Origin of the sequence: Dermabacter sp. HFH0086, assembly GCF_000413375.1 — a bacterium.
Classification (GTDB): domain Bacteria; phylum Actinomycetota; class Actinomycetes; order Actinomycetales; family Dermabacteraceae; genus Dermabacter; species Dermabacter hominis.
The window spans coordinates 2220314-2245512 of the sequence record NZ_KE340308.1 but is presented as its reverse complement, the minus strand read 5'-3'; the positions used below and the strand labels follow the sequence as shown (position 1 = coordinate 2245512).

The 25199-nt window shown below is 60.8% G+C and carries 25 protein-coding genes, 3 tRNA genes and 1 pseudogene; 18 read left to right on the top strand and 11 right to left on the bottom strand.

Features of this window, described 5'->3' with window-relative positions; genetic code table 11:
* Window positions 1-82, bottom strand: a tRNA-Leu gene (locus tag HMPREF1484_RS10045).
* 105 nt (window positions 83-187) lie between these two features.
* Here HMPREF1484_RS10045 and HMPREF1484_RS10040 point away from each other — a divergent pair.
* Genes HMPREF1484_RS10040 through HMPREF1484_RS10025 form a run of 4 tightly spaced genes read left to right on the top strand, consistent with a single transcriptional unit; the run spans window position 188 to window position 3371 of the window.
* Entirely contained in the window at window positions 188-502 is a 315-nt protein-coding gene (locus HMPREF1484_RS10040; protein ID WP_016664947.1) for a hypothetical protein, read from the top strand.
* Window positions 503-528: 26 nt separating this feature from the next.
* On the top strand, window positions 529-822 hold the full coding sequence (locus HMPREF1484_RS10035) for a co-chaperone GroES (protein ID WP_051120720.1): 294 nt from the start codon (window positions 529-531) through the stop codon (window positions 820-822).
* Between the two features lie 33 nt (window positions 823-855).
* Window positions 856-1608, top strand: a complete 753-nt coding sequence (locus tag HMPREF1484_RS10030; RefSeq protein ID WP_016664945.1) for an SDR family oxidoreductase — start codon at window positions 856-858, stop codon at window positions 1606-1608.
* Between the two features lie 44 nt (window positions 1609-1652).
* A complete protein-coding gene (locus HMPREF1484_RS10025) occupies window positions 1653-3371 on the top strand; it encodes a sodium:proton antiporter (protein WP_016664944.1) in 1719 nt (572 codons plus the stop codon).
* 27 nt (window positions 3372-3398) lie between these two features.
* On the opposite strand, the pseudogene HMPREF1484_RS10020 reads toward HMPREF1484_RS10025, so the two are convergent.
* From HMPREF1484_RS10020 to HMPREF1484_RS10000, 6 genes and pseudogenes are all read right to left on the bottom strand, one after another.
* Window positions 3399-3972: pseudogene (locus HMPREF1484_RS10020) on the bottom strand (response regulator).
* A gap of 29 nt (window positions 3973-4001) precedes the next feature.
* On the bottom strand, window positions 4002-4700 hold the full coding sequence (locus HMPREF1484_RS11060) for a sensor histidine kinase (RefSeq protein WP_016664942.1): 699 nt from the start codon (window positions 4698-4700) through the stop codon (window positions 4002-4004).
* Entirely contained in the window at window positions 4697-5062 is a 366-nt protein-coding gene (locus tag HMPREF1484_RS11720) for a hypothetical protein (protein WP_172620181.1), read from the bottom strand. Before HMPREF1484_RS11720 ends, HMPREF1484_RS11060 begins: the two co-directional genes overlap by 4 nt.
* 29 nt (window positions 5063-5091) lie before the next feature.
* Complete coding sequence (locus HMPREF1484_RS10010) at window positions 5092-5838, bottom strand: ABC transporter permease (RefSeq protein WP_016664940.1); 747 nt, start codon at window positions 5836-5838, stop codon at window positions 5092-5094.
* Entirely contained in the window at window positions 5838-6737 is a 900-nt protein-coding gene (locus HMPREF1484_RS10005; protein ID WP_016664939.1) for an ABC transporter ATP-binding protein, read from the bottom strand. The genes HMPREF1484_RS10010 and HMPREF1484_RS10005 overlap by 1 nt, the downstream gene beginning before the upstream one ends.
* Before the next feature lie 93 nt (window positions 6738-6830).
* Window positions 6831-7727 (bottom strand): NAD(P)-dependent oxidoreductase, encoded by an 897-nt coding sequence (locus HMPREF1484_RS10000; protein ID WP_016664938.1) that lies wholly within the window; start codon window positions 7725-7727, stop codon window positions 6831-6833.
* A 135-nt stretch (window positions 7728-7862) separates the two neighbouring features.
* Here HMPREF1484_RS10000 and HMPREF1484_RS09995 point away from each other — a divergent pair.
* Window positions 7863-7936, top strand: a tRNA-Lys gene (locus HMPREF1484_RS09995).
* Here HMPREF1484_RS09995 and HMPREF1484_RS11355 read toward each other — a convergent pair.
* A complete protein-coding gene (locus HMPREF1484_RS11355) occupies window positions 7902-8231 on the bottom strand; it encodes a helix-turn-helix domain-containing protein (protein ID WP_016664937.1) in 330 nt (109 codons plus the stop codon). The two genes, HMPREF1484_RS09995 and HMPREF1484_RS11355, sit on opposite strands and share 35 nt — an antisense overlap.
* Before the next feature lie 764 nt (window positions 8232-8995).
* Here HMPREF1484_RS11355 and HMPREF1484_RS09990 point away from each other — a divergent pair.
* From HMPREF1484_RS09990 to HMPREF1484_RS11345, 3 genes are all read left to right on the top strand, one after another.
* A complete protein-coding gene (locus HMPREF1484_RS09990) occupies window positions 8996-9238 on the top strand; it encodes a hypothetical protein (RefSeq protein ID WP_144246000.1) in 243 nt (80 codons plus the stop codon).
* Window positions 9239-11221: 1983 nt separating this feature from the next.
* Window positions 11222-11476 carry a transposase gene (locus HMPREF1484_RS11910; RefSeq protein WP_197736232.1) on the top strand — a complete coding sequence of 85 codons (255 nt, stop codon included), beginning with the start codon at window positions 11222-11224 and terminating at the stop codon, window positions 11474-11476.
* A 599-nt stretch (window positions 11477-12075) separates the two neighbouring features.
* Window positions 12076-12249 (top strand): helix-turn-helix transcriptional regulator, encoded by a 174-nt coding sequence (locus tag HMPREF1484_RS11345; protein ID WP_232049706.1) that lies wholly within the window; start codon window positions 12076-12078, stop codon window positions 12247-12249.
* Window positions 12250-12590: 341 nt separating this feature from the next.
* Here the strand turns inward: HMPREF1484_RS11345 and HMPREF1484_RS09975 are convergent, their stop codons facing one another.
* A complete protein-coding gene (locus HMPREF1484_RS09975) occupies window positions 12591-12878 on the bottom strand; it encodes a hypothetical protein (RefSeq protein ID WP_034373726.1) in 288 nt (95 codons plus the stop codon).
* A 791-nt stretch (window positions 12879-13669) separates the two neighbouring features.
* Here HMPREF1484_RS09975 and ribD point away from each other — a divergent pair.
* From ribD to HMPREF1484_RS09935, 7 genes are all read left to right on the top strand, one after another.
* The gene (gene ribD, locus HMPREF1484_RS09965) at window positions 13670-14794 is read left to right on the top strand and encodes a bifunctional diaminohydroxyphosphoribosylaminopyrimidine deaminase/5-amino-6-(5-phosphoribosylamino)uracil reductase RibD (protein ID WP_051120719.1); all 1125 of its coding nucleotides are present in this window, start codon (window positions 13670-13672) and stop codon (window positions 14792-14794) included.
* Window positions 14795-14797: 3 nt separating this feature from the next.
* Entirely contained in the window at window positions 14798-15448 is a 651-nt protein-coding gene (locus HMPREF1484_RS09960; protein WP_016664929.1) for a riboflavin synthase, read from the top strand.
* On the top strand, window positions 15445-16080 hold the full coding sequence (ribB, locus tag HMPREF1484_RS09955; RefSeq protein WP_016664928.1) for a 3,4-dihydroxy-2-butanone-4-phosphate synthase: 636 nt from the start codon (window positions 15445-15447) through the stop codon (window positions 16078-16080). Before HMPREF1484_RS09960 ends, ribB begins: the two co-directional genes overlap by 4 nt.
* Window positions 16077-16700 carry a GTP cyclohydrolase II gene (locus tag HMPREF1484_RS09950; RefSeq protein WP_016664927.1) on the top strand — a complete coding sequence of 208 codons (624 nt, stop codon included), beginning with the start codon at window positions 16077-16079 and terminating at the stop codon, window positions 16698-16700. Before ribB ends, HMPREF1484_RS09950 begins: the two co-directional genes overlap by 4 nt.
* A 25-nt stretch (window positions 16701-16725) precedes the next feature.
* The gene (gene ribH, locus HMPREF1484_RS09945) at window positions 16726-17208 is read left to right on the top strand and encodes a 6,7-dimethyl-8-ribityllumazine synthase (protein WP_016664926.1); all 483 of its coding nucleotides are present in this window, start codon (window positions 16726-16728) and stop codon (window positions 17206-17208) included.
* An 89-nt stretch (window positions 17209-17297) separates the two neighbouring features.
* Window positions 17298-17370 (top strand) — tRNA-His (locus tag HMPREF1484_RS09940).
* 74 nt (window positions 17371-17444) lie between these two features.
* Window positions 17445-18329: a site-specific DNA-methyltransferase gene (locus HMPREF1484_RS09935; RefSeq protein WP_016664925.1), complete on the top strand. Its 885-nt coding sequence runs from the start codon at window positions 17445-17447 to the stop codon at window positions 18327-18329.
* Here the strand turns inward: HMPREF1484_RS09935 and HMPREF1484_RS09930 are convergent.
* Entirely contained in the window at window positions 18307-19587 is a 1281-nt protein-coding gene (locus HMPREF1484_RS09930; protein WP_016664924.1) for an AGE family epimerase/isomerase, read from the bottom strand. The two genes, HMPREF1484_RS09935 and HMPREF1484_RS09930, sit on opposite strands and share 23 nt — an antisense overlap.
* Before the next feature lie 39 nt (window positions 19588-19626).
* The gene (orn, locus tag HMPREF1484_RS09925) at window positions 19627-20253 is read right to left on the bottom strand and encodes an oligoribonuclease (protein ID WP_232049705.1); all 627 of its coding nucleotides are present in this window, start codon (window positions 20251-20253) and stop codon (window positions 19627-19629) included.
* Window positions 20254-20370: 117 nt separating this feature from the next.
* Between orn and HMPREF1484_RS09920 the strand changes: the two genes are divergently transcribed.
* The 3 genes from HMPREF1484_RS09920 to HMPREF1484_RS09910 all read left to right on the top strand — a co-directional run bounded on the left by HMPREF1484_RS09920 (window position 20371) and on the right by HMPREF1484_RS09910 (window position 24085).
* Window positions 20371-21000 carry a superoxide dismutase gene (locus HMPREF1484_RS09920; protein ID WP_016664922.1) on the top strand — a complete coding sequence of 210 codons (630 nt, stop codon included), beginning with the start codon at window positions 20371-20373 and terminating at the stop codon, window positions 20998-21000.
* Window positions 21001-21175: 175 nt separating this feature from the next.
* Window positions 21176-22411: a M48 family metallopeptidase gene (locus tag HMPREF1484_RS09915; RefSeq protein ID WP_016664921.1), complete on the top strand. Its 1236-nt coding sequence runs from the start codon at window positions 21176-21178 to the stop codon at window positions 22409-22411.
* Between the two features lie 1350 nt (window positions 22412-23761).
* Entirely contained in the window at window positions 23762-24085 is a 324-nt protein-coding gene (locus tag HMPREF1484_RS09910; protein WP_070436201.1) for a hypothetical protein, read from the top strand.
* The last annotated feature ends 1114 nt before the right edge of the window (window positions 24086-25199 follow it).

The window sequence follows — 25199 nt, the reverse complement described above, 5'->3', positions numbered from 1 at the left end:
TACGCACGGGGGGACTTGAACCCCCACGCCCGAGGGCACTGGAACCTAAATCCAGCGCGTCTACCAATTCCGCCACGTGCGCATACCCGCCTAGCCTACCCGGCCAAGGGGTCGCGGTGAAAGTCCAGCCGACGACCGGTAGACTCGAGCGGTACGACCACGCGACCATACATCCCGGGAGGAACTCGTGGGAAAGAAGAAGGAAAGCCTCGAGGAGATGAAGGGCGAGGCCCTGCGCCGCCAGGACAATCTCGCCGCTGACATCGACGAGCTGCTCGACCGCATCAACCCCGTCAACGCCATCCAGCGCTGGAAGAACGAAGCTTCGGATACCGCGAAGTCTTTTTTCGTCGCCGATAGCGGCGCCGTGAAGCCCGCACCGGTCGCGGGCCTCATCGGTGGTGCTCTCGGCCTCCTCGCGATCACCGCTGGCGCGATTGTCCTCGTGACGCGCACGCCGAAGGACGGCGACTACTTCGACCGGGACTACCGTCAGAAGTGAGTGACACACCCGCGCTTCCGCTCCGGATGCTTCACGACCGCCTCCTGGTCGAGCCGGATCCCGAGGGCGAGCGCCGCAGCAAGTCCGGGATTCTGATCCCGGCAACCGTAAGCGTGTCGACTCGCCTGTCATGGGCGAACGTCGTCGCCGCCGGTAGCAACGTGCGCCAGGTGCGCGTAGGCGATCGCGTGCTCTTTGATCCGGGTGACCGTGCCGAGGTCGAACTCGACGCGAAGGTATACGTGCTCCTTCGCGAACGCGACGTACACGCCGTGTACGAAGATGCGCACGAAGGCGACGTTACCGGCCTCTATCTCTGAACCTCTTGCTCCTCCGATTGGAAGGAATCATTCATGACCACCACAAAAACCGCCGTCATCACAGGGTCGTCGCGAGGCGTGGGTGCTGACACCGCGAAGATTCTCGCCGCGGAAGGTTACAACGTCGTCGTCAACTATCGTCAAAAGGCGCCGCGGGCGAACAAGGTCGTGAAAGAAATCGAAGAGGCCGGCGGTCGCGCCGTAGCCGTGGGCGCCGACCTCACGAACGAAGAGGATCTCGACCGCCTCATGCAAACGGCGATCGACGAGTTTGGTTCGCTCGATCTGCTCGTTCTCAACGCCTCGGGCGGTATGGAGAAGGATCTCGGCGACAACTACGCGCTTCGCCTCAACCGCGACGCACAATCGAACGCACTCACCGCTGCGCTCTCGCGCATGAATCCCGGCGGTCGCGTCATCTTCGTGACGAGCCACCAGGCGCACTTCATCAACGAGGTTGACACCATGGACGCGTACGATGCGGTCGCGAAGTCGAAGCGCGCGGGCGAGGATGAGCTGACGTCGCGCATCCCCGAGATGAGCGAAAAAGGCGTGAGCTTCGTTGTCGTTTCGGGCGACATGATCGAGGGAACGGTCACGGCAACCCTCCTCAACCGCATGGAGCCGGGTGCGCTCGAGGCACGTCGCGAGGCAGCCGGGAAGTTGTACTCGGTGCGCGAGTTTGCAGAAGAGATCGCGAAGCTCGCGACGGCCGACCTGCCCACGGGGCACATTGAGCTCGTGGGCGGCGCACAGGACTTCCTCGCGCAGGTGGACGCGAAGTAAGCATTATGACAGTGGGCCCCGCGCGCACGAGGAAAGAGCCATAAATGGAACTCATCGTCCTCGCGCTCGTGGGGCTCACCGTCCTCGTTGCCTCCGCACTTTTCTCGCGCCGCACCGGCATCGCGGCGCCGCTCCTCCTTCTCGTGCTCGGGATCGTCGCGAGCTTCACGCCGTGGATTCCCGACGTTGAACTCACGAACGAGATGGTTCTTCTCGGCGTGCTTCCGCCGATTCTTTTCGCCTCGGGTCGCAACGTGCCCGTGATTGAGCTTCGACGAAATCTCAAGCCGATTGCGTGGCTCAGTATCGTCATGGTCATAGTGCCGGCCGTCCTCGTGGGCGTGATCGTGCACCTGCTTTTTTGCGAGATCTCCCTTCCACTCGCCATCGCACTCGGGGCCGCGGTATCGCCGATCGATGCGGTCGCGGCGACGAGCATCGGCCGGCGCCTCGGCCTTCCCGATCGCCTCATGACTTTGCTCGAGGGGGAGAGCCTTTTCAACGACGCGGCCGCTCTCGTGACGATGCGGATGGCGGTCGCGACCCTCGCGACTGGGTTCTCGCTCGTTGAAGCGAGCCTCGGCTTCCTGTGGGCCGTCGCAGGCGGGCTGGCGATCGGGTATGTGACCGGTCGGGTCATCAATTGGGCTCGTGGCCGCCTCAACGACCCGGTGCTTGTCACCATCGTGACTCTCGCGAGCCCGTGGGCGTCGTATGTTCCCGCGGAGCAGGTGCATGCGTCCGGCGTGATCGCGGTCGTCGTCACCGCGGTAGTGATGTCCCATCTTGCGCCGCGGTCCCTCAACGCGGAGGAACGTGCGATGGTCCGCTCGACCTGGGCAACCACGAGCTACGTGCTCGAGCACGCGGTGTTCCTTCTCATGGGCATGCAAGTGGCGCGGCTCGTGAACGACTCGCGCGTGAGTGGAAGCCTGGGGCGCGTGTGGCTCATGGCGCTCGTTGTGCTCGCCGTGTTGATCGTGCTGCGTGCGTGTGGCGTCGCGGTTGTCGTGTGGATGTCGAATCACCGCGAGGCCCGTGCCCGCGCGCTCGGGCACACGCTCAAGGGCGGCCTCACCGAGAAGGGCGAGCAGCGTGCGCGTAACCGCTTCGGTTCGAACTGGGAATCGGAAAGCTCGCGATGGCTCAATCGCACCCGTGCCGACATTGATTACGCGCTCACCGAGCAGATTTCGCCGAAGGGCGGAATCGTGCTGGCATGGGCGGGGATGCGAGGAGTCGTGACCCTCGCGGCGATCCAAACCCTTCCATATGTTGCGGGAGGTCAGCTCGTCGAGTATCGCGGCGCGGTCATACTTGTCGCCTTCCTCGTGGCCGTGGGGTCGCTGCTGCTCTTCGGGGGGACGCTCCCGTTCGTTATTCGCGCAACGGGTCTTGCGGCACCCGGCATTGATGAGCGGCGGCACGAGGAAAAGATGCTCGTGAGGAGCATGCTGGAGACGGTCAACCGTGAGCTCGGCCCCCTCGCCGAGCAGACGATCGACGGCCAGCCGGTTCCGCCGCACGTCATCACGAAGCTTGAAAGGCGCATGGCGGCGCTCAACAACCGCACGAACACGGAAGCTCTGCGGCTCGAGAGGGATACGCGCGATGTCTACTGGGCGCTCTTCACGCGCTATCTGGATGCGCTCCGGCTCGCTCTCGAGGAGGAGCGTTCGGTGGGCGCTTACTCCCATCACGCGTTTCACGCGGTAGAGGACATGCTCGATAGGTTCGAGGTTAACGCGCGTTCGCGCGTATGAGAGGGGCGCCCGACGCTTGCCTTCTTTCTAGAGCCATCCTCGTTCGTTGGCGCGTTTTGCGGCGGCAGCCCTCGTCGCGGCGCCGGTTTTGTGGATAGCTGAGGATAGGTAATTTCGCACCGTTCCCTCGCTCAGGTGAACTTTTTTCGCGATGCTTGAGATTTTGTCGCCGTCGCGGGCGATGCGCAGGATTTCTTGCTCGCGTTCGGTGAGGGGGTTTGCTCCGTCGAAAAGCGACTCGGTCGCGAGTGCGGGATCGACGACGCGCTGGCCCGCGTGGATTTTCTTCACGGCGTCGGCGAGTTTTTCAGCGGGAGTTTCCTTCACCACGAAACCGCTTGCACCGGCATCGAGGGCGCGGCGAAGGTAGCCGGGCCGGCCAAAGGTCGTCACGATGAGGCAACGCACATCGAGCCCCCCCGCGCACGATCGCTGCGGTTGTCTCAATGCCGTCGAGGCCGGGCATTTCGATGTCCACGAGCGCAACGTCGATGTCGGTTGTGCGCGCAATCGCGAGTGCCTCTTCGCCGTTCGAGGCCTCGGCAACGACGTCGATGTCGTCCTCGAGACTCAGGAGCGCCGCGAGGGCGCCGCGCACCATCGCCTGGTCGTCCGCTATAAGAACCCTGATCACATTCGCACCTGCACTGTCGTCCCGTCTTCGCCGCCCGTGAGTGTGAGCGTTCCGCCCGCGCCTTCGACTCTTTCGCGTAGGCCGCGCAGGCCGTTTCCGCTCGTGCCCGAGAACCCTACGCCATTGTCGGTGATGTCGATGCTGTGAGGGCGAATCGTGATGACCGCTTTTGTGGCGTGCGAGTGGCGCACGATGTTCGTCATTGCCTCGCGCAGGCCCCACGCAAAGAGGGTCCTGTACTGCGGGTCGACGTCGGTGGCGTCGCCGCGTACCGCGAGCTCGATCCCGGCTTCGCGCGCAACGGTTCGCGCCTGCTCGAGCTCGGCGCCAAGCTGACGCACGCGAAGGCCGAGAACCGTGGAGCGCACGTCGGCAATGCCCTCGCGTGAGAGTTGGGTGATGAGGGCGATCTCGCGCTTGGCCGCAGCCGAATCCTTCTCCACGAGGCGCTCGGCGAGCTCGGATTTGAGCGCGATCGCGGTGAGGGTGTGCCCGAGTACGTCGTGAATGTCGCGCGCAACCCTTTCGCGCTCGTCCAAAACAGCCTCCTGTGAGGCGACTCGCGAGTCGTCGAGGGCAGCCTTGGTGAAGAACACCGATCCCGCGCAACCGAGGAACACGCCCGAAGCGATGATGCCGAACGGCAATAGCCAGAACTCTCGGGCGTATACGGGATAGGCGAGAATCGCGATCACGACGCACGCGCCTGCGATGTAACCGGGGCGCGGGGGAGGAGGAAGACAGACACAGGCACGACGAAGACCGCGAGTGAGAAGGCATCCGTGCCGATCAGGAACATTTGCGCGACGCACATCGCGATGAGTAGCGCGATGAACGCGACGCTTTGCCACGTGAGCGATTCGGTGATCCTATCGGGATCGCGAAAGTGCCGAATCATTGATGCCGCGTAAAGCGCGGCAAACGCGAGCGTCAGGAGGATCGAGAGTGCGCCGGCAAGCGTCGGAAGCCCTCCCTGAAAGGCCGTCACCAGCGGAAAGGCGAGGAAAAGGAGCCACACGAGCGACATCGCATACGCGATTGCGCGCCTATGCTCCACGGTGGCTCCCTGGTCCCTGTTCTCGAGCATTACTGCCTTTCGCGAGTCTTCCGGGCAAGCATGAGGGCGAGGACCACGAAGATCACGAGCCACACCGCTACGTTGACGAGGCCGTACCACAGCGGGTCCTCGTAAAAGCCCGGGCCGGTGGAATACATCTTCCCATGGGTGACGGGGTATCGCGCGAGCATTGCATACCCGTAAAGCGGCGTAAACCGGCCGATTTGGAGAAGCGTGCCGCTGAGGGGAACGAAGAGATTCCCGAGGAAGCCGAACAGCACGAGTAGGCCGGTGGAGGCGTTTGCAGCGCCCTCGCTTCGCATGGCGAAGGCAAAAATAAGGCCGTAGAAGCCAAACATCATTGAACCCACGAAGAGAATGAGGAACGAGATAATCCAATCCTCGAGCGGGGCCTCCGCTTTGGTGAGGGCGCCGATCACATACACGATCACGAGCGGGAGGAGAGCGATGATGCTTCCAACTCCCACCTTGACCGCGGCGTAGCGCATGTCGCTCAGCGGCGTGAGCCCGAGCTGCCTGCCCCAACCGCGGATTTTTTCAACGCCAGCCTGCGTGGCGATGCCGGTTGTCGCGCTTGCGGCTCCGTACGCGGCGAGGGCGATCATGATTGTCATCGCGATATTGCCATCGCCGATCTCGATATCGGCAAATTCATTCGTGGTGCCGATAGCGATGTAAATGATGACCGGCAGACCGACGATGAAGAAAAGATTGACGAGATCCCTGAATTGGCGCTTGAGTTCGATCGCAAACATTAGCTGACCTTCCGATCTTGTGTGAGGCGAACAAAGGAGTCTTCGAGGGAGGGGCGTGAAATCTCGAGTGCGCTCACGCCATCCATGGCGAGGAGGAACCGGGCCACGCTGTCGCTTTCGCTGCTGACGGTCGCCACACTCGAACCATTGATCTCAACGCGCTGGCTCGGAAAACGCTCGCGAAGGGCGGCCATGACAGTTTCGGGATGGTTCGCGCACACGCGCACCTCGCGCGCGCCGGTGAGATCGCGAATCTGATCCGTGGGGCCGTCGGCCACGATCGAGCCCTCGGAGATGAAAACGACGCGCCGGGCAAACTGCTCGGCCTCCTCGAGGTAGTGGGTGGCAAAAATGACGGTGCGTCCGACGGTTGCTTCGGCTTGCATGCGATCCCAAAAGCTGCGGCGAGCGGTGACGTCCATCCCGGCCGTTGGCTCATCGAGGATGAGCACTTCGGGGTCAGGCAGGAGAGCAAGCGCGAATTTGAGGCGTTGCTGCTCGCCGCCTGAACACGCCTTGACTTTGCGATCCGCGAGGTCCGTGATGCCCGCGAGCTCAAGAGCACGCCGGCCCATCGTGGGCTTCGGAAAGGTCGAGGCGATGTAATCGACGGTTTCTCCCACCGTGATGTCGGCAATGAGTCCGCCCGTCTGCAAAAGCGCGGAGACTTTGCCGGCCTTGATCGCTTCGTGCGGCGTGGTGCCGCACACCCGGATGTTCCCCGACGAGGGTTGCGAGAGCCCGAGCACCATGTCGAGCGTCGTGGTTTTTCCCGCGCCGTTCGGCCCGAGAAACGCAAGAATCTCGCCGCGCTCGACCGTGAGGTCGATGTCGTTGACGGCAAGCACCGAGGGGAATTGTTTACGGATCCCCGTGATCTCCACTGCTACTTCGTTCATGCCTCAAGTCTTTTTCAGGCACGAATTTCTCGCTATCGGAACCTGTCACGACATTGACGTGACAGGTGTCATGAATCGTCGTGCGTCGGCGGTTTAGATCCGCGACCAGCCGAGACTCGACGGCCCGATCGTGGGTCGCCAGCCCGTTTCGCGCATGAATCGAATCGAGGAGACCCGCAGCGAGCGGCGTTGCACGTCCATTTTTGCGGGGAGTACGGCCTGGGTTGCTGCGGGAAAGAACTTCGCATCCATGCCCGCGCGCGCCTCACGACCGAGGTCCTTCGCCCATCGTGCACGGGTAATGGGCTCGCCGCCCACGTTGTAGAAGCCGGATCGGGCATCGAGGGCCGCGAGGAAGGCTCGGCCCGCGTCGATGTGGTGCACGAGAGTGATGTAGTCGCTCGGCTTGCCGAGGAGAACCGCTTCGCCCTCGCGAGTCTTGCGAAGAGCGTAGGTGGTGCCCGGGTCGCGGCCGTACAGCTGCCCGAGGCGGAGGATGACGGCGCTGCGTCCATTTTCCGCGAAGTCGACCGCCGCGCGCATTTCGCGCACGCGGGGTTTGAAGGCCTGGTTTTTCACGGCGAGAGGGTGATCCTCGCTGATCCATTTGCTCCCGTTATCGGGGTACATGAACATCGAGGATTCTTGGATGAGTTTGCGAACGCCCGCGCGTGCGGCTGCTTTCGCGATTGCTGCGGAAGCCTCGAGGTGGAGACGGTCGTCCTCGCGCCAGGCGAAGGGGCGAAGTGCGCCCATTCCCGTGGGGATCTTCGCGAGGGTGTTGATCACGACGTCGTGGCCGCGAAAGGCGCGCTCGAGGTCGCTTGCGGAGAAGACATCGGCGATGACGCCGTGAGCGCCGCGCCCCTCGACAATGGGAAGGCCGCGCTCGCGACGCGTGACACCCGTGACTTCGTGCCCGGCCGCGACGAGGGCCTCGACAGCCTGCTGCCCAAGGACTCCCGTGGCACCCGTGACTGCGATCCTCACCGCTCAGCTCCTTATGGTTCGGCTACGACTCACCGTCACAGTCTAAGTGGCGGCACTGAATGTGTGCTTCGGCATAAAAAGCCAGGCTCGATTGGCGCAAGCGGCACAGTGCGGCGTAAAGTATTTCTTCGTTAGGCGCCATTAGCTCAGTTGGTTAGAGCAACTGACTCTTAATCAGTGGGTCCGGGGTTCGAGTCCCTGATGGCGCACGACACGGAAGCCCCCGCTCGGAAGAGCGGGGGCTTCTTCATTGTTAACGGCAGTCATCCCATCGAAAATGATAGAGATCGGCACACCGAAGTATTCCGCCACCAGTGCCACCTCAGCCGCCTTCCAAGGTGAGTCGCCGCGCAACTTCATAAACACAGAGTTCTGCCCGATGCCAAGCACATCTGCTAGGTCGGCGTTCCTCATGCCGTGGAGTGCTACCAGTGCGCGAGTGGCCGCAGAAATTCGTTCGTCTACCGTTTGCTTTATGATTCCTACCTGATTCAGTGTCAACATACCCTCAGGGTGGGCGCTAACTGCATCGTTACCAATTTGTATTTAAGATGGTGCGAGATTACTAAAAATAGTAGTCCGTTGTCCTTATGACTACTAGTGCTCGAATTGCAGACATCCTGCTCACACAAAAGGGCTACCCCGGACTTTATGACTGGGCAATGGACCAAAGGCGTTCCGTTCGGCCTGCGACCTGGGACGAAGTCGCATTGTCCTTACGAGCCGCGACTGACGAAAAAATTAACGTTCGCGGCCAAATGCTTCGCCGATGGGGTGAAGCTGCCGAGCAAGCGCGTGAGTCCGACGAGGGCTCGGCGCAGTAGGCGGTAGCGCGATGACTGACCAAGCGAGGTTTCGGGGAATCTTGGGCGGGCTAGCCGAAGACGGCTGGCACGGCGAAGCAGGTCCTGAGTTCGTGGAGCTCATCGGTGAAGTGCTTTCAGCTAAGTCTTCGACGCTCGAATGCAGTGGGGACTGCGTGAGCGAAGCGGTCTTGGTTGTGGCTGGCTGCGGTGGCGGTGATTTAGGGGTTTTCGCGGCGCGGTTGCTGGCGATGGATAACCCTCTCGGTTACGTGATTACGAGTGTCGCGACGAATCTTGATCGGGCTGCGGTTGAGGACGTGATGGGGGTTGGGTCTCGTCAGGTGGGGCCTGGAGTTGAGGCGGTGACACGGTTTTCGGAGCTGTCGCGTGCTGATGACGGCGACGGTTTTGACCATGTGCTGATGCAGGATGCGTGGGCTCGTGGTGTCGCGGGTGGCTCGGTTGCCACGTTTCAGTGGTGCTCATGGGCATCTGGGGGCGTGGGGATGCGGCGCGGAGTTCTTCGGCTTCGGCTTTCGTGGTGCCGGACTTGTTGCCGGCCTCGGCCTCGGCCTGGCGGACCCAGTTCGTCAGGCAGGAGAAGCTGGTGCCGAAGTCCTCGGCGATGTCCTTCAGGTGGGTGCCGTGCTCACGGTTCAGGGCGACACGGACGACGTCATCGCGGCCAGGTTAGTCGGGAAATAGCCTCGGCGGTATGCGCCTCCACAAAGGGCTATCGCCGCCCGACTACACACCTCGTTTGTTCACGAAATCCAAACCGATCTCCGAGAGCAACACGTTTGACCAACTCCCCATGCTTGGTCCTTAGAACTGGCCCGGAGTTCAGAGGAAGCTCACTTGAGATCTTGACCACACTAGAGTCGGCTGCTAGTTTGACTCAGGGGTGACCAACCGGTGCCTTCCGAAAAAGCCACAGGAGTACAGTAATGACGCAGGACTCACTGGACTATTCGGAAACCTACATCGCCTTTGATTCAGGGTGCGGGGAATGTAGCGCCATCTCTCACTCACTGGAGCAGGAAACCAACGGCAAACTCCTCGCACGACCTCTTTCCGACCCAGAGGTCGAACAGATCCGCATCAACCACTTCGGCCCAAACCCGCCACACATCCCCGTGGCGATCACGTTCAATCGTACTACCCCAAAGGTATACTCAGGCCCGCGGCTTGTTGCTCTCATGGCCCGCCGCTTTGGCCCGACTACGTCCCTTCTGTTGGCCCGAATTATCGGAGTTCACCGCAATAATGAACATCTAGCATTTACTACTCCTCATGCGGAGCGACGGTTCTTCAGTAGGCGCGCCGCGCTTCAAAGCGCAGCCGGGCTCGCGGCCGTCGCTACCATTGCAACCATCCATACACGGGTTGGCTCAGGGGTGGCGCATGCCCTCGAGCCGAAGCCGCTAAAGTCCAAGACTAGTGGTCTCGACCAGCCCAGCATCGACGAGCTGATGCAAGAGCTTTCGGAAGATAGCAACACAAGAGCTGCCCTCGCCGCACTTGACCTCGACCTGGCAACGAGTCTCCCGCGGAGCACAGCCATCGCTCAGAAGGGATTACGTGGTAAGGAGGCCACCGAGGCCGGGCAGCGTCCCGATGCGCCCGAAGCAATGCAATCGGAGTTCGCCCGGACAAGCTTCAGCGACGGCTCCCACCGGTCCGTCGCAGCCCTCCAGCTTCCCGACTCTCGGTTCCTCGTTTATACAAAAGAGACCGCCGAAGACGGCTCCACCGGAGTCGGCGTCGAAATATATAGGTATGACCAGGAAAACGACGCTCTCTCCCTTTCAGCCGCAAGTGTCAATGGTCGCGCGGAAAAGCCAATCCCAGCTGCCCAATTAGCTGCCACGTACGATGCTCACACAGCGAGAGCATCAAAGAAAGATCCTTGTGGCGGTTGCGCGAAGACGAACTATCAGGTGAGTGGATCCTGCCAGTCAAAGAACGTCATGCAGTGTCTGGAGCGAGCAGCAGGATGCGCTACATGCGCGGCACCATGCGCCTCATCTCCCACCGGCGCCGGTATCGCCCTCTGCCTAGCGTGCGCCTTCGCTTCATGCGGTCCCGCGTTGCGAGCATGCTGTTCAAAGTTTGGCGCCCCCAATGTCTGCGTTCCGTGCATGCGCCTTCCCTAACACGACGGCCCGAGAGATAGGAACCGCCATGATGAAAGACCGGTTAATCGGTGCGCTATTCGGCATATGCTTGGGCGTATCGAGTTCCATCGCAGTAAGTGATGCCTTCACTCAACAGACGCATGCTATTTGGTCCAGCATTGGGGCACTCGCAGTCCTTGTCGCGACCGGGGGCTTCGTGTTCAAGGCACGCAGTGCACACTCACAGCCGTCGCCGCCACGAGAGGCAGAACGCGGACCGAACCGCAGCACGCGCACTGCGGCAGAGCCCAACCGGGTCGACTCCTAGGGCCTCGGGCGGCTGAAAACGCCCCCGCGGCGGGTGCGCTGCCGATGCGATCACATTCGGCAGCGCACCCATCAACAGGCAGATGTAGCCGACGCACGAGCACCTCCCAACAACGTATGCACCAGGCTCTTCCTCGGCGCAGGAGTTTAAGCGCGATTTGAAAAGCAATCAGGAGGGACTGCTGCGCGGAAAGGTGACATCTGATCTGGCTTGCCCGCAGGGCGGCCTGGAACGATGTGCCCTATGCCCGCTCCCTACCCTCGAGAGTTCCGCGATGACGTCGTACGGGTGGCCCGGTCCCGTGAGGACGGCGTCACGCTCGCGCAGATCGCGAAGGACTTCGGAATCCACGAGATGGCGCTCCATAAATGGATCCGCCAGGCCGATATCGATGACGGCAACCGCCGACCCCGCTCACACGAACACCATGGGTGCGGGTGGCCAAGTGTTCCTTCCTGGCTCACCCGTGCCCATCCCCGGCAACGCCGCCCACGGTGACCAGTTCATTCAAGTCTTGAGGTTGTTCGCTTTCGGATGCATACTGACTATCGTTACGTCATTACCGATAATCGTTACATGTCACGATTGGTTGGCCGCGCCAGTGAAGGCGCACTCATAGCACTGCTCCTAGGCTGCCTCCTGCTCCAGATCCTTCTTCCCGAGCTAACCGAGGCCTTCGGAGGGGCGTACGCGGAGACCGCGCCTCTCACTCTTCCCTACGCGCTTGCGGGAATAGCAGCTCTCTTCTGCCTCGAGTGCGTGCTTGTCATTACTTTTTTCCTCGTGCGGGAACTGCGAGCAAAGCAGCTACTGCCACTGCGAACTCCAGATTTTCTGCTGGGTATAGGTGTCCTTTTCTGTGGAGTATTCGGAATTCCAGCTTTAGTGCTACTTCATCTTCTTGCGGTCGTGCAGGTAGGTGGGCCAGGGATTGTTCTACTTCTGGCAGCGAATGTCATTGTTGGTGTAGCGTCGGTCTGCTTTACTCTCGCCCTGAGGGCCTCCGCACGGTCCTACCTTGCTCTGCAATCTGACATGCAAGGTTTAGTCTGATGACCATCAGAGTAGATTTAGACATTTTGCTAGTCTAGAGGAAAATGACGGTTAAGCAATTGTTGGAGCGTGTAGATATTTCTCCGACAAATCTAAGTGTCCTAAAAAATGGTCATGCTCGGGCCATTAGGTTCTCCACGTTGGCGGCTCTGTGTCAGGCGCTCGAGTGCGAGCCCGGAGACATCTTGCGCTTCGACCCAGAGCCGCCAACGAATTGAACTATCTCTACGCAGCTCCTAGGGCCTTCCGATATGTGGATTGACCCGCGTTGTGCTGTAGTGTCATTTGGTTTTTTTGTTGCAACCGGATGCAAAGTGCCCCAAATGCTATGTGAAACGACCGGTTCTGGTCTCCAGTCGCCTATGCCGCTGTGAGCACTTGCGTTTGAGCATGATTGTTTCCCTGCGCGTTTATTTCCGCGCGCATGCCAAAACTGCCCCTTGGGAACGCGGCGCACATACCCCTACCCGCAGCGCTTGCCCTCGCAAAGGTACGGCAACATGCGGCCTGCATTGAACCCACGTAGGTCGTAGGCCGGATGAATTGACACCCCCAGTGGTTACGAATGCCACCAACGAGCGTCTTGCTCAACGTCGATTCCTTCAGCGAGAAGTCGTGAAGTCAGCTCATCAAACTTGTTATCGAGTTTGGCGGCTGTTGAAGGTGATGGTCGGACGAGACCAGTCTCATCCGCATACGCTTCGCACATCTCTTCGGCCCACTGCGCGAGAGCATTGGCGAGATCGGGAGATATTTGGGAGCGGATGTCTGGATACGGATCGCTGCCGGTCGTGCTGCTAAATATCGGCCAGCTCGTGTAGTCCCAACCAAAGGTGATGCGTTCCATCTTGGTGCATTTTAGCAGCACTGCGGGCAGGCGGAATGGAAGTGATGATTTTCTTGGTCTTTTGAGAGGTCGCAACAGACTCTTCCGCGATTATTGCGGCTGCGCAGCTGCGGCCGCGGCTGAAGAGCTCACCCATAACGTCGTGTTCGGCTGCGGTGTACGGGTTCTGCGCGATGGAGGAGGGCTCAGGGAGCCCTTTTAGCTCGGCAATTCGGTCACCTTCGACCTCGTCATGATCCGTGATGATGAAGGAGCGGAAAACATGGGGGTTCTCCTCGATGTAGGGGAGAGAGCGGCTCCTCGACTCGTCCGGCCCGCGACCGCTTTGTTGACGCCATCGAAGGGGCTTCGGCTCCGCCAGTGCGCGTCGATCCCGCTCGCGAAGGATATGCACACGGCCAATTACACGGAGGAAAACGACTCGGGTGGGAGAACACCTTAATCAGTGGGTCCGGGGTTCGAATCCCTGATGGCGCACGACACGGAAACCCCCCGCTCGAAAGAGTGGGGGTTTTGTCGTTCCCTCCCGCATGCGCGCTAAACTGGTGGCGCATGTTCCGGGAACTCGGTGCAATTCCGAACTGGCGGTGAAAGCCCGCTAACCCGGGCGCGTTTCACTCCGTGGGGCGAGCCTTGGGCCTGACCGGTGGAATTCCGGTGCCGACAGTACAGTCTGGATGGGAGGTTCATGCGGGCGAAGCATGCCGCTTTTACGCGCCGTGCTCTCGCAAGTTTCCCTTCTCCCGGATCATCGATTGAGATGAGCGATGCGGGAGGCGAGGACCATGGGCATGAATCAGCCCCCTCACGACGCCGCGCGCGAAAGCGCCCTGCTTGAGGGGTGTGAGCGCGCGCTTGAACAGGCGCGCCGCGGACCCCTCGGTGCCAATCCGCGCGTTGGCGCAGCGCTCCTAAGTCCCTCCGGGGAGCTCCTTGTCACAGGTTTTCACCGAGGAGCGAGAACCCCGCATGCCGAAGCAGATGCCCTCTTAGCCGCCCGGGAACGTGGCCTCGATGTGCACGGTGCGACCTGCATCGTGACTCTTGAACCGTGCGCCCACGCCGGCCGTACGCCCTCGTGCGCGCGCACTCTCGTCGACGCCGGCATCGGCCGCGTTCTCTACGCCGTTCGCGACCCGCACGACGTCGCCGCGAACGGTAGTGCCATTCTTCGTAGCGCCGGCATCGACACCCGTCTGTGGAGTGACGCGCTGCCGGCTAGCGTCGGAAGGGACCTCACTGCCCGCGCAGCGGAACTGAACCGCCGCTGGTTCCAGGCCACGCGTGAGTCGCGTCCGTTCGTCACCGCAAAGATCGCGCAAACCCTCGATGGATACGTCGCAGCGGCCGATGGCACGAACGCGTGGATTACCGGAGAGGATGCCCGCGCAGAGGGCCACGCGCTCAGGAGCGTCGTGGATGCGATCGCCGTGGGCACGGGAACCGCGCGCGCCGATGACCCTGCACTCACGGCACGCGACGCGCACGGCCGCCTCGGCGCTCGTCAACCGCGCCGCGTGGTGATCGGTGAAAGCCCGCTCGAGCCGCACTCACGGCTCGCGAAAGCCGTACACGGCCCTGAACACGCACGCCCCCTTCTTTATCGCACGCGCGATATTCGCGGCGTGCTCGAAGACCTGCGCGCCGACCACGGAGTTGAGCACCTCCTTATCGAAGGCGGTCCGCGCCTCATATCCGCGGCGCTCAAGCTCGACCTCGTCGACGACCTCTGGATCCATCAGGCTCCGACCATGCTCGGCGCGGGCACGCCCTCCGTCGCGGGCCTCGGTATCGGAACCCTCAAGAACCGGCTCGACTTCGACATCGTTCCCGAATCACTCCATGTGAGCGGTTCAGATCTTCTCTTCCACGCGATCCCGCGTGCGCGGCAGCAAACTCCCACGAAAGGTGAGTGAACAATGTTTACAGGAATTATCAGCGCGAAGGGCACCGTGACGGGGCTTGAGAAAGGGGCGGACGACACGGCGCGCCTCACCCTCGCGGCACCGGCACCTCTGCTCGACGGCCTCGCGCTCGGCGGATCTCTCGCCGTGAACGGCGTGTGCCTGACGGCGATTGAAACGCCCGAAACCCAGGGCGAGGAGGCTCGCTTCACCGCGATCGCCATGGGGGAGACCCTCGCGCGCACGAGCCTCGGCGACCTCGCCGTCGGAAGCCGCGTGAATCTCGAGCGCTGCACCGAGGTCGGCGCCCGCCTCGACGGCCACATCGTGCAGGGGCACGTCGACGGCGTGGGAGCCGTTGCCCGCATTGACGATGAGGGGACGTGGCGCCGCATGCGCATCGAGATCCCCGACAACCTTGAAGAGCAGGTCGCCGAAAAGGGCTCGATCACCCTCGATGGTGTTTCGCTCACCGTCACGGCCGTGAATACGCCGGGGGAGAGCCCCGCGTTCGTCGAGGTGGCCCTCATCCCCGAGACGCTCGAGGCTACGACGCTCGGCGAGGCAACCGTCGGAACCCGAGTGAACGTCGAGACCGACGTAATCGCCAAATACACGGCGCGTCTAGTAGCCGTGCGCGCCGCTCGCAAGGAGTGCACGAAATGAGCTTTGCGATTGACCTGACTCCTATGGACGAGGCGCTCGCCCTGCTGGCGCGCGGAGAGATCCTCGTGGTGCTCGACGACGAGAACCGTGAAAACGAAGGCGATCTCATCATGGCCGCCGAGCTCGCGAGCCCCGAGAAGGTCGGTTTCTTTGTGCGGCACAGTTCCGGGTACCTGTGTGCGCCCATGACCGCTGAGCGCGCCGCTGCCCTTGAGCTTCCGCTCATGGTTCCGAACAGTGAGGATCCGCTGCGCACCGCCTACACGATTAGCTGCGATGCGCGCGCGGTTGAAGCGACGGGTATTTCCGCGGTGGATCGGGCGATCACTGCGCGTACGCTCGCGACCGCAAGCGCGGCAGACCTCATTCGCCCAGGTCACGTCCTTCCCCTCATCGCGAAGGACGGCGGCGTGCGCGAGCGCCCCGGCCACACCGAGGCCGCTGTTGAACTCACGCGGCTTGCGGGCCTGAGGCCCGTGGGGCTCATCGGCGAGGTTGTGTATGACGACGGATCGATGATGCACGCGGAAGCCCTCGCGGCGTTCGCTCGCGAGCACGGGCTGGGCATCATCACGATTGAGCAGCTCACGGCGTATCTTGAGGATCGCGACGCCCGCGAGGCAGCCCAGTGAGCGAGGTGCGCGTTTGCGGCACTGAGCCGATTCAGATGCCAACGCCTCTCGGCACGTTTGAGGTGCGTGCGTGGCGGGGTCGCGATGCGGAACACGTGAGTCTGCTCGCGCGTGGCGCCGCTTGGCCGGGGGAGGGGTCCGACGCTTCCCAGCCTCCTCTCGTGCGCGTGCACTCCGAATGTGCGACGGGCGATATTTTCGGCTCGTACCGGTGCGATTGCGGCGAGCAGCTGGAAAAAGCGCTCGAGACGATCCAGCGCGAAGGCGGGGCCGTGATCTACATGCGCGGCCACGAAGGGCGAGGCATCGGTTTATTCGAGAAGATTCGCGCCTACCACCTTCAGGATCTCGGTGACGACACGGTCGAGGCGAATGTCCACCTAGGCCTGCCCGTCGACGCGCGCCGCTACGACGATGCGGCGGACATTCTTCGCGCCCTGGGCATGGGGCGCGTGCGTCTCATGACGAATAACCCCGAAAAGGACGGCGCGCTTGCGGGCCTCGGCATCGACGTTGCCGAGATCGTGCCGAGCGTCATCGCACCGCGCGTGGCAAATAGGCGCTACCTTGAAACCAAACGCGAGAAGATGGCGCATCGCCTCGCCCCCTCGCACGACTAACCCCACGACATCGAAGGAGAACCCTATGGCTGGATACGGCACCCCCTCCGCGGCGCTTGGCACGCATGATGCCGGCCCGGCGACGATCGGTATCGCGGCGGCGAGCTGGCACGCGGACATCATGGATGGCTTGCTCGACGGTGCCAGGCGCGCGGCCGCCGATGCGGGCTGCACGGTGACGGAAGTTCGTGTGCCCGGCTCGTTCGAGCTCCCGGTTGCCGCGCAAGCGCTTGCGCGCACGTGCGATGTCGTGGTTGCGCTCGGCGTCGTGATTCGCGGCGAGACCCCGCATTTCGAGTACATTTCCGGCGCGACGACGGAGGCTCTCGCACGCGTCGCCCTCGATGAGTCCACCCCCGTGGGCAATGGCGTGCTCACGGTCAATACCCGCGAACAGGCCGTTGACCGTTCGGGTGTGGAAGGCGCGAGCGAGGACGCTGGCTATGCCGCGGCCGAGGCGGCTATCCGCACGTTCCGCGCCCTCGCCCCGCTTTCTGACATGCGGTGAGATTCACATCCCTTTCTCCTGCAAGGATTCGCGAAGTCCCGGGGTGGCCGGGTAAAGTATTTATCCGTTGCGGGAGACCCCGCACAATGGTGGTCGTAGCTCAGTTGGTAGAGCTCCTGGTTGTGGTCCAGGCGGTCGCGGGTTCAAATCCCGTCGATCACCCCGCTAAAGAGCCCCTCGAGCGAGGGGCTCTTTCCTTTAAGCGCGCAAAACCGGCACTCGCGAAATGAGGACACATGAGCGACACAAAGGCCCTCGTGGGAGAGGGCGCTGCCTCGAGCGTTGTGCTCGCCGACAACCTCGAGGTACTCCGCACTCTCCCGGACGAGTCGATCCAGCTCATCTACATCGACCCGCCGTTCAACACGGGCAGGCGCCAACAGCGCCAGTCCCTCCAGACTGTGCGCGCAGTCGACGGCACCGAGGGCTCGCGAGTCGGTTTCAAAGGGCGCAGTTACACGAGCATCAAGGGCGCCCTTTACGGTTACGACGACGCGTTCGAGGACTACTGGGAGTTCCTCGAACCGAGGCTCATCGAGGCACATCGCGTGCTCGCCCAGTCGGGAACGCTCTACCTCCACCTCGACTATCGCGAGGCGCACTATGCGAAGGTTCTCCTCGATGCGCTCTTTGGCCGCGAGTCGTTTCTCAACGAGATCATCTGGGCGTACGACTACGGAGCGCGTACGAAGAAGCGATGGCCCGCGAAGCACGACACGATCCTCGTGTACGTCAAGGATCCAAAAAGCTATTTCTTCAACTCGGAGGACGTCGATCGCGAGCCCTACATGGCGCCTGGCCTCGTCACGAAAGAAAAAGCGGAGCGGGGCAAACTTCCCACCGACGTGTGGTGGCACACGATCGTGTCACCCACGGGGCGCGAAAAGACCGGCTACGCGACCCAAAAGCCCGAGGGGATTCTCAGGCGAATCGTGCAAGCGAGCAGTCGCGAGGGCGACTGGGTGCTCGATTTCTTTGCCGGCTCGGGTACGACCGCTTCGGTCGCGCACAAACTGGGCCGACGGTTCCTTGCGATCGACTCGAACCCGCAAGCCTTCGACGTGATGCAGCGAAGGCTCGCGGGGTCGAACGCGCGGTTTATCGAGAGCGAGCTTCCGTAGCGACGGCGTGAGCGAGAGGCGGCCATGCGGGCAGGCGCGGAATAAGCGTGACCTGGTAGGCGTGGTAGATGTCGGGCTGGCCCTTCCAGGTCGTTTCGCTGATCTCGCCCGTGGCGGTGAGCTCGTGGACCCAGCTGCCGAGCCTGCCGGGAACGATGGTTGTCGTCTTCGCCCACTGCCACCAGGACTCATAGCGTTCTTCCCAGGCAGCATCGCCGCTCGTGCGGAACAGCACAGCGGCCGCACCGATGGCCTCAGCGACGACCCAGTGCATGCGTTCGTGCACGACGGGTGAGCCATCCCAGTCCACCGTGTACGGGAAGCCGCCGTCACCATCGATGCCCCACGTCTCACACGCTTTCTCGGCGAGGGCGAGCGCGCCATCGCGCAAAGCTGAGGCGCGTTCCTGGGCCCGGGTGGCGTCGGAAAACTGCCCCTCGAAACCGGCTGCGGTGTGCAGGGCGAGGCGCGCCCATTCAAACGAATGGCCGATCGTCGCACCATAGGGACGGAACGGGTGGGCGGGCTCCTCCCGGTTGTAGTCGGGGCGGGGCTCCCACGCGGTCGTGAAGTGCTCGGGCAGGAACCAGCCGTTGTCCTTCGCGAATGCGAGCGCGCGCTCGACGATGACCGCGGCGCGCTCGAAAAGCTCGAGGCGGCCGGTCGCTGCCGAGGCTGCGAGAAGCCCCTCGACACTGTGCATATTCGCGTTGATCCCGCGGTAGTCCTCGCAGTTCGAGAAATCGCGCGAGTAGGTGTCGGCAAACATCCCGTGTTCGGATTCGAAAAAGCGTGCATGCGCCTCGAGCGCGGTCTCGAGGAGCTCTTCGGCGCCGGGGATTTGTGCCTCGACGAGACTCGAAGCGGCGAGTACCACGAACGCGTGGGCGTAAGCCTGCTTCGAATCATCGACCGGCTCACCCGTTTCACGGGCGATGATCGAGTAGAAACCGCCGTGTTCGTCATCGTGGAACGCGCCCGAAAGCGCCGAGAGCCCGTGGGCTGCGAGTTCGGCAAAATCGCGAGAGGACTCGGTGCCGCGGATGCTCGCAAGAGCGAAGCAGTGCGTCATGCGGCAATTGATCCACAGTTCAAGGTCGTGATCCGGGTCGAGAGTGCCGTTTGAATCGAGCCACCCGAAGCCATGCTCCGTGCGCGAAGCCGCGCCCCACTCGAGTAGATCCGTCCCCACCTCCTCGAGCCACGCGGCATGCGCGGGGTCGGTCTTCATTGCCTCGAGAAGGAGGGGTGTCGTCATTGTCAAAACTCCTGTGTGGTGTGAGAGTGCGGGAAGAGTCTACTGAGGGGCGATCTCGAACTTCTTCGAGGCTGCTCGGGCCTCGTCGCTCGTGGGGCCGGGCTCCTTCACGAAGAGAACTTCGCGGTAGTACTTGAGCTCCTGAATCGACTCGCGAATGTCGGCGAGCGCGCGGTGGCCGCCGTGTTTCTCCGGCGTATTGAAGAACACGCGCGGGAACCAGCGCTTGGCGAGTTCCTTGAGGCTTGAGACGTCGATCGTGCGGTAGCTCATGAACTGGGCAAACTCCGGGAGGTCGCGGTCGATGAAAGCACGGTCGGTGCCCACCGAATTGCCCGCGAGAGGCGCCTTGCCGGGCTCGGGGCAATGCTCCTTGACATAGGCGAGGCACGCCTCCTCGGCTTCGACGAGGGTGATGCCACCGTCGAGCTCCTCGAGCAGACCCGAAGTCGTGTGCATGTTCCGCACGAAATCATCCATCGACTCGAGCGCGCCTGCCGGGGGTTTGATGACGACATCCACCCCTTCGCCGAGGATTTCGAGGTCCCCGTCGGTCACGAGAACGGCGACTTCGATAAGAGCATCGTTTGTCTTATCGAGGCCCGTCATCTCGCAATCCACCCAGATGATGCGGTCGTTACCTGGTTTCGTCGTTGTAGAACTCACGCCTCTATCGTAAACCCGAGTTCACACTGAACACCCAATGGGACTCGATAGGGTTTCACCTGTGCGTATGTGCTTTGCGCATGCCCCGCACGTCAGCGTCGAAGAAAGGTGGCCACCATGGCTGAATACACTCTTCCCGATCTCGGATACGACTACGCCGCTCTCGAGCCCTCGATCTCGGGCCGCATCATGGAGCTGCATCACGATAAGCACCACCAGACGTACGTCAACGGCGCGAACCAGGCGCTCGAACAGCTCGCGGAAGCTCGCGACAAGAACGACTTCGGCACGATCAACCAGCTTCAGAAGAACCTCGCGTTCAACCTCGCCGGCCACGTGAACCACACGATCTTCTGGGAGAACCTTTCGCCCGAAGGCGGCGACAAGCCCGAGGGTGAGCTCGCTCAGGCAGTCGAAGAGTTCTTCGGTTCGTTTGATGGCCTGCGCGCCCAGTTCACCGCTGCCGCGCTCGGCATTCAGGGCTCCGGATGGGCGATCCTCGCATGGGATTCGCTCGGCGAGAAGCTCATCATCGAGCAGTTCTACGACCACCAGGGCAACCTTGCAGCGGCAACCGTGCCGCTGCTCCTCCTCGACATGTGGGAGCACGCTTTCTACCTCGACTACCAGAACGTCAAGGCTGACTACGTGAAGGCATTCTGGAACATCGTCGACTGGGCCGATGTCGCTGAGCGCTTCTCGCGCGCGACCTCCCAGACGAAGGGCCTCATCACCCCGGTGGCCTGAGCATCTCAATTGTGTGGGTGGGGCGTCGCGACGGCGGCGCCCCACCTTTGTGCTTTCGCGCGCTATGCCCCATCGGCAGCAGGCACCAACACGCCACAATCATTCTTCCGCCGCCACTCTTCTCGCGTTGGTGGTGCGGTAGGGATCGGAAGGTCGCTGTTGTTACGGTGGAGTCATGACCGAAATCGAATCTCAAGACCCGCCCACCTTCGAAAGCGAGCACACGAAACCGGCAGGGAAGCCGGGCCTTTTTAACGGCTCCACGCGCCACGGGCTGCTGGGGGATCTTTCCCTTCGGCATCCGTGGGACATCCCGCTGTTTGCCGTGGGAGTTCTCATCACGTGCCTTCTCTTCGTCGCGTGGGTCGGTGCCGTCGTGTTCATCATTTACATGGCGGCGACGGGAAAGTGGTCGAGCATCCAGCCCGCCTTCGAGGGGGAGTCGGCAGACGGCGGGCTCTCGAACCCCTACAGCCCCATCTCCATCGGGATCCAGCTGTTCGTTGCCTTCATGTTGATCCCATGGGTGCTATGGATCGCCCGCGCGCTCATGTACGCGCAGCTTCGAGCCTCCGGCGTGCGCATGAGCCCCACGCAGTTCCCCGAGGGATACCGGATGGTCGCCGAAGCTGCCGAACAGTTCGGAATGCGCCGCGTACCCGACGCCTATGTGCTCTCCGGTAACGGCATGATCAACGCCTTTGCCGCCGGCCACGGTTATAGGCGCTTCGTGTGTGTCTATTCCGACCTCTTCGAAGTGGGCGGCAAAGTCCGCGACCCCGAGGCCCTTCGCTTTGTGATCGCGCACGAGGTTGGCCACCACGCTGCCGGCCACACCTCGTATTTCCGCCTGCTGTTTTCGAATTTCATGATGCGCATTCCGATCCTCGGCAAGGCCCTGTCTCGTGCCCAGGAGTACACGGCCGACAATTACGGCTACGCCCACGTGCCCGCGGGGGCACCCGGAACGATGGCCCTTCTCTCGGGAGGAAAGTACCTCAACGCGCACGTCAACGTGCATGAGCTCGCCGATCGCGCCGCAACCGAAAAAGGCCTGTGGATCCACCTCGTCAACCTCTCGGTGACCCACCCGGTCATCACGTGGCGCGCCCACGCTCTACGAGATCGCTCCAAGCCCGGGCGGATGTGGCTGCGTCCCAAGAATCGAATCTTCGAGCCCTACCTTCCCGCCGGCTCCACCTTCAGCGGCAAGTACCCGACCCCCGAGGAGGCGCTCGCACTCCTTGACCGGGCCCGGGCAGAGGGGCATGTGATCGGGGAGGAACAGTTTGGTCGCTTCCCCTTCGGTCAGTCCTACCCCGAGCCGCAGCAGATGCGTCCGCTACAGGTGCGGCAACCGTCGGCCGAAGCGGCTAACCCTCTCGTATCCCGCAAGCCGGGAGCCCACTGATCCGCACGGATCACAAAGCGAAAGCGTTTGTGCACCTGATTCGGTAGCCCGGATGGAGTAGGCCGAATCTCAGTGGATTTTGTGGGTCCGGAATCCTCTAGATCTAGCGGGACCTAGACTGCAAGGAGCCGAGTAGAAAAGCATTGTAAATTTCGAGATTACGAACTAAGAAGAGCGCTACGTGAGATGGTTGGAATCTGAATGCGAGAACTTGCTGCGTCTGATAAGCGCCAAAAAAACTTGGAGCAACGGCTCTATTTCGAGCGTATTAAGGCTCCGAATGGAGAACGTTGACAAATTCTTTCGCTGCCACGCTGAGTTTTACGAGCTAAAGAAGCTTTTCGTTGCTAGCTATACGCGGAAGGCGCAACCTACGACTAGAGACCACCGCATCTGAGCGGCTCTTTCCCTCCGATGACGAGCTAAGCCTCATGAGCATAGTCGCGCCTTAGTGTTAGGACGTAACTGTGCGTCCTGACAGATGAAATCGGCATAGATAGCCCTCAGGAACTCAAGTAGGACATCTCAACAACGATGAGGTCTTGCTTTGAGAACATGTCTCTGCTCAAGGATAAAGCAGACCTAGTCGTTAGCGACTTGCGTGTCAAAGTTCCGAGGGCTTACTAATGGATACCCAGTTCGCTGTTGATAGCAATGTCCAGTTGCTTATCCCCAAAGAAAATTCCTCCGTGGACGGAATGACCATCGTAGATAGGCAGAAGGTATCCACCGGGCGCTGTTTGTCATCCGAGACACTGGGTGGGTTAGCTTCCTGGGTGTAGGTGCAATCTGAGAATCCAACCGGATGTCCAAAAGCCAACTGTGATACGTGTGTTGAGCGTGATAGTCGTGACACGGAGATTGAGTGCATAACCGGGGTAGACAGCCAAGGTTGCTCAAGTTACAGGACTATTTGTCACAATGGAGAGATAGTAGTTCGATGGTCTATGTTCATCGTCGCGTGTATCAACAGAGTCATGTTTTCTGGCGGCGCTGTTAACGCGACAATGTCGATGAGTTGCTGGAGCGGATATAGGCCTGACCTGTCGAAGATCCGAAAATCAGAGAATAAGCGTGGTGTCCACGTTATGTGGGGTTGGATTGATGTAAAATGTTTTTAACTGAGTGCTAATGAAAGCGCCATCGATGTTTATCGATAGTTAATTTCCAGAGTCCATTCGACATGACTCAATCTCGAAAATTCGGAAGTTGAACGAAATGCTTTGGTCCATCCTCTCAAGTCTCCTAGTCTCGGCGGCAGTCGCTTGGCTTACGTCGGTCCTCGCTTTTAGGCGCTGGCGAAAGGAGCGCATCGCATCATCTCGTGACGTTGCCTATGAGAATCTTTGTATGGCTTCGTACCGTTTTGTGCGGACGATGAGAGATAGCAACATAAAAGAGCTCGATGGAGAACCAGCTGACATTGAATCTCTAGATCGAACCTATTCGGAGCTCAATGATTGCATGTTCATGCTAAGTAAAGTCGCTTTAGAGGAGTCTTTTATGCGCATCAGTCGGGCATATGGTCGGATGGTTGACGCTGCGCAAGCGGTTGATCTTACAGATCCTGCTTTGCAGACGACAGGAACTGAGCTGGGGCGAATGGCACAGGAAGCCATGAATGACTTCGTAGAGGTCGTTTCGGAAGAGATGCGCAACAATCTCGAGTTTTGATCGTCTCTGCGACTCCTTCGCCAGCATCATTGGTGTGTTCTTGATAGCCTTTAGTTGCATTTGCCATTCATGAATTATTAGAGGTTTGTATGCCTAGTCGCATAGAACAAGGCTTTTCTGGTATTTCGATCTCCTCGTGTTTACGACTTGTTTTCGACTGAGCATGCCACGGCCATGTCGGGAGAGTGTTGTCGTAGTGATTTGCTCATGTAATAGATCTAGTTAGGTGTCGTTTGTTATCGAATTTATCGATTTTTGTCAACCTTGCCTGCGTGCTGAAGCCCTTGATCTCTCGAGGCGCATTACTTCTATTGTGAGTTATGTGGCGATTGGTTATCCATTTGTTGCCAATGTCCGAGATTGTATATTCATGTGTATTTCGACTTTGGATCTAGATCTTCATCCGTGAGTCAGTTGCTCTAGTTGTGGCCCGTAAGAATTGCGTGGCCGCTCGTAGTACTGACGATACTATGCATGACGTCGTGGCCTGCGCACTTGATAAATGCGCTGCTTCACCCGTGGCCTTGCAAGGAGTCTGACCGTGTTTTAGTCATATCTACTGAGGGGGCAACTTTTCATCTTTCTTTATGGTGACGTTCAGTGTGCCCTTGATCTCGCTCGTGATGGCAATGGGGTGCGTTTCTACATCTCGCACCGGAGGCTCGCTTTGGGGTCAGAGTTTCGCGGCCACCATTGCAGACTCTGTGTGCCTCATAGTTTTTAGGTCGGGTCTTGCAATTTGTTGGCCAGTGCGCGTACCAAGTTTGATGATTGTGAATTTGATTCTTGTCAGCGTGGGAATGTCGGCAAAAATGCGTTCTGCCTAATTTGGTCACGCTCTACAAGATAGTTAATGCCAGCCTCACCGTGAGCCTCAATTCCATGAAAATTGTCGACATGCTGAATGTTGACCAGTATTTTTTGCATTCAGGCGCTGCTACTTGAGTCGGTTTAATGAGGTGAAGGAAATTCCGCGCCCCCAGCAGGACTCGAACCTGCAACCTACGGATTAGAAGAACGCCCCCAACAAAACAGCCACCAGGGTAAACGCCCAGCGTACACGGCCAACACTTCCCGCAACTTCCCGGAAAATACCGGGTGATCACGGGTAGAC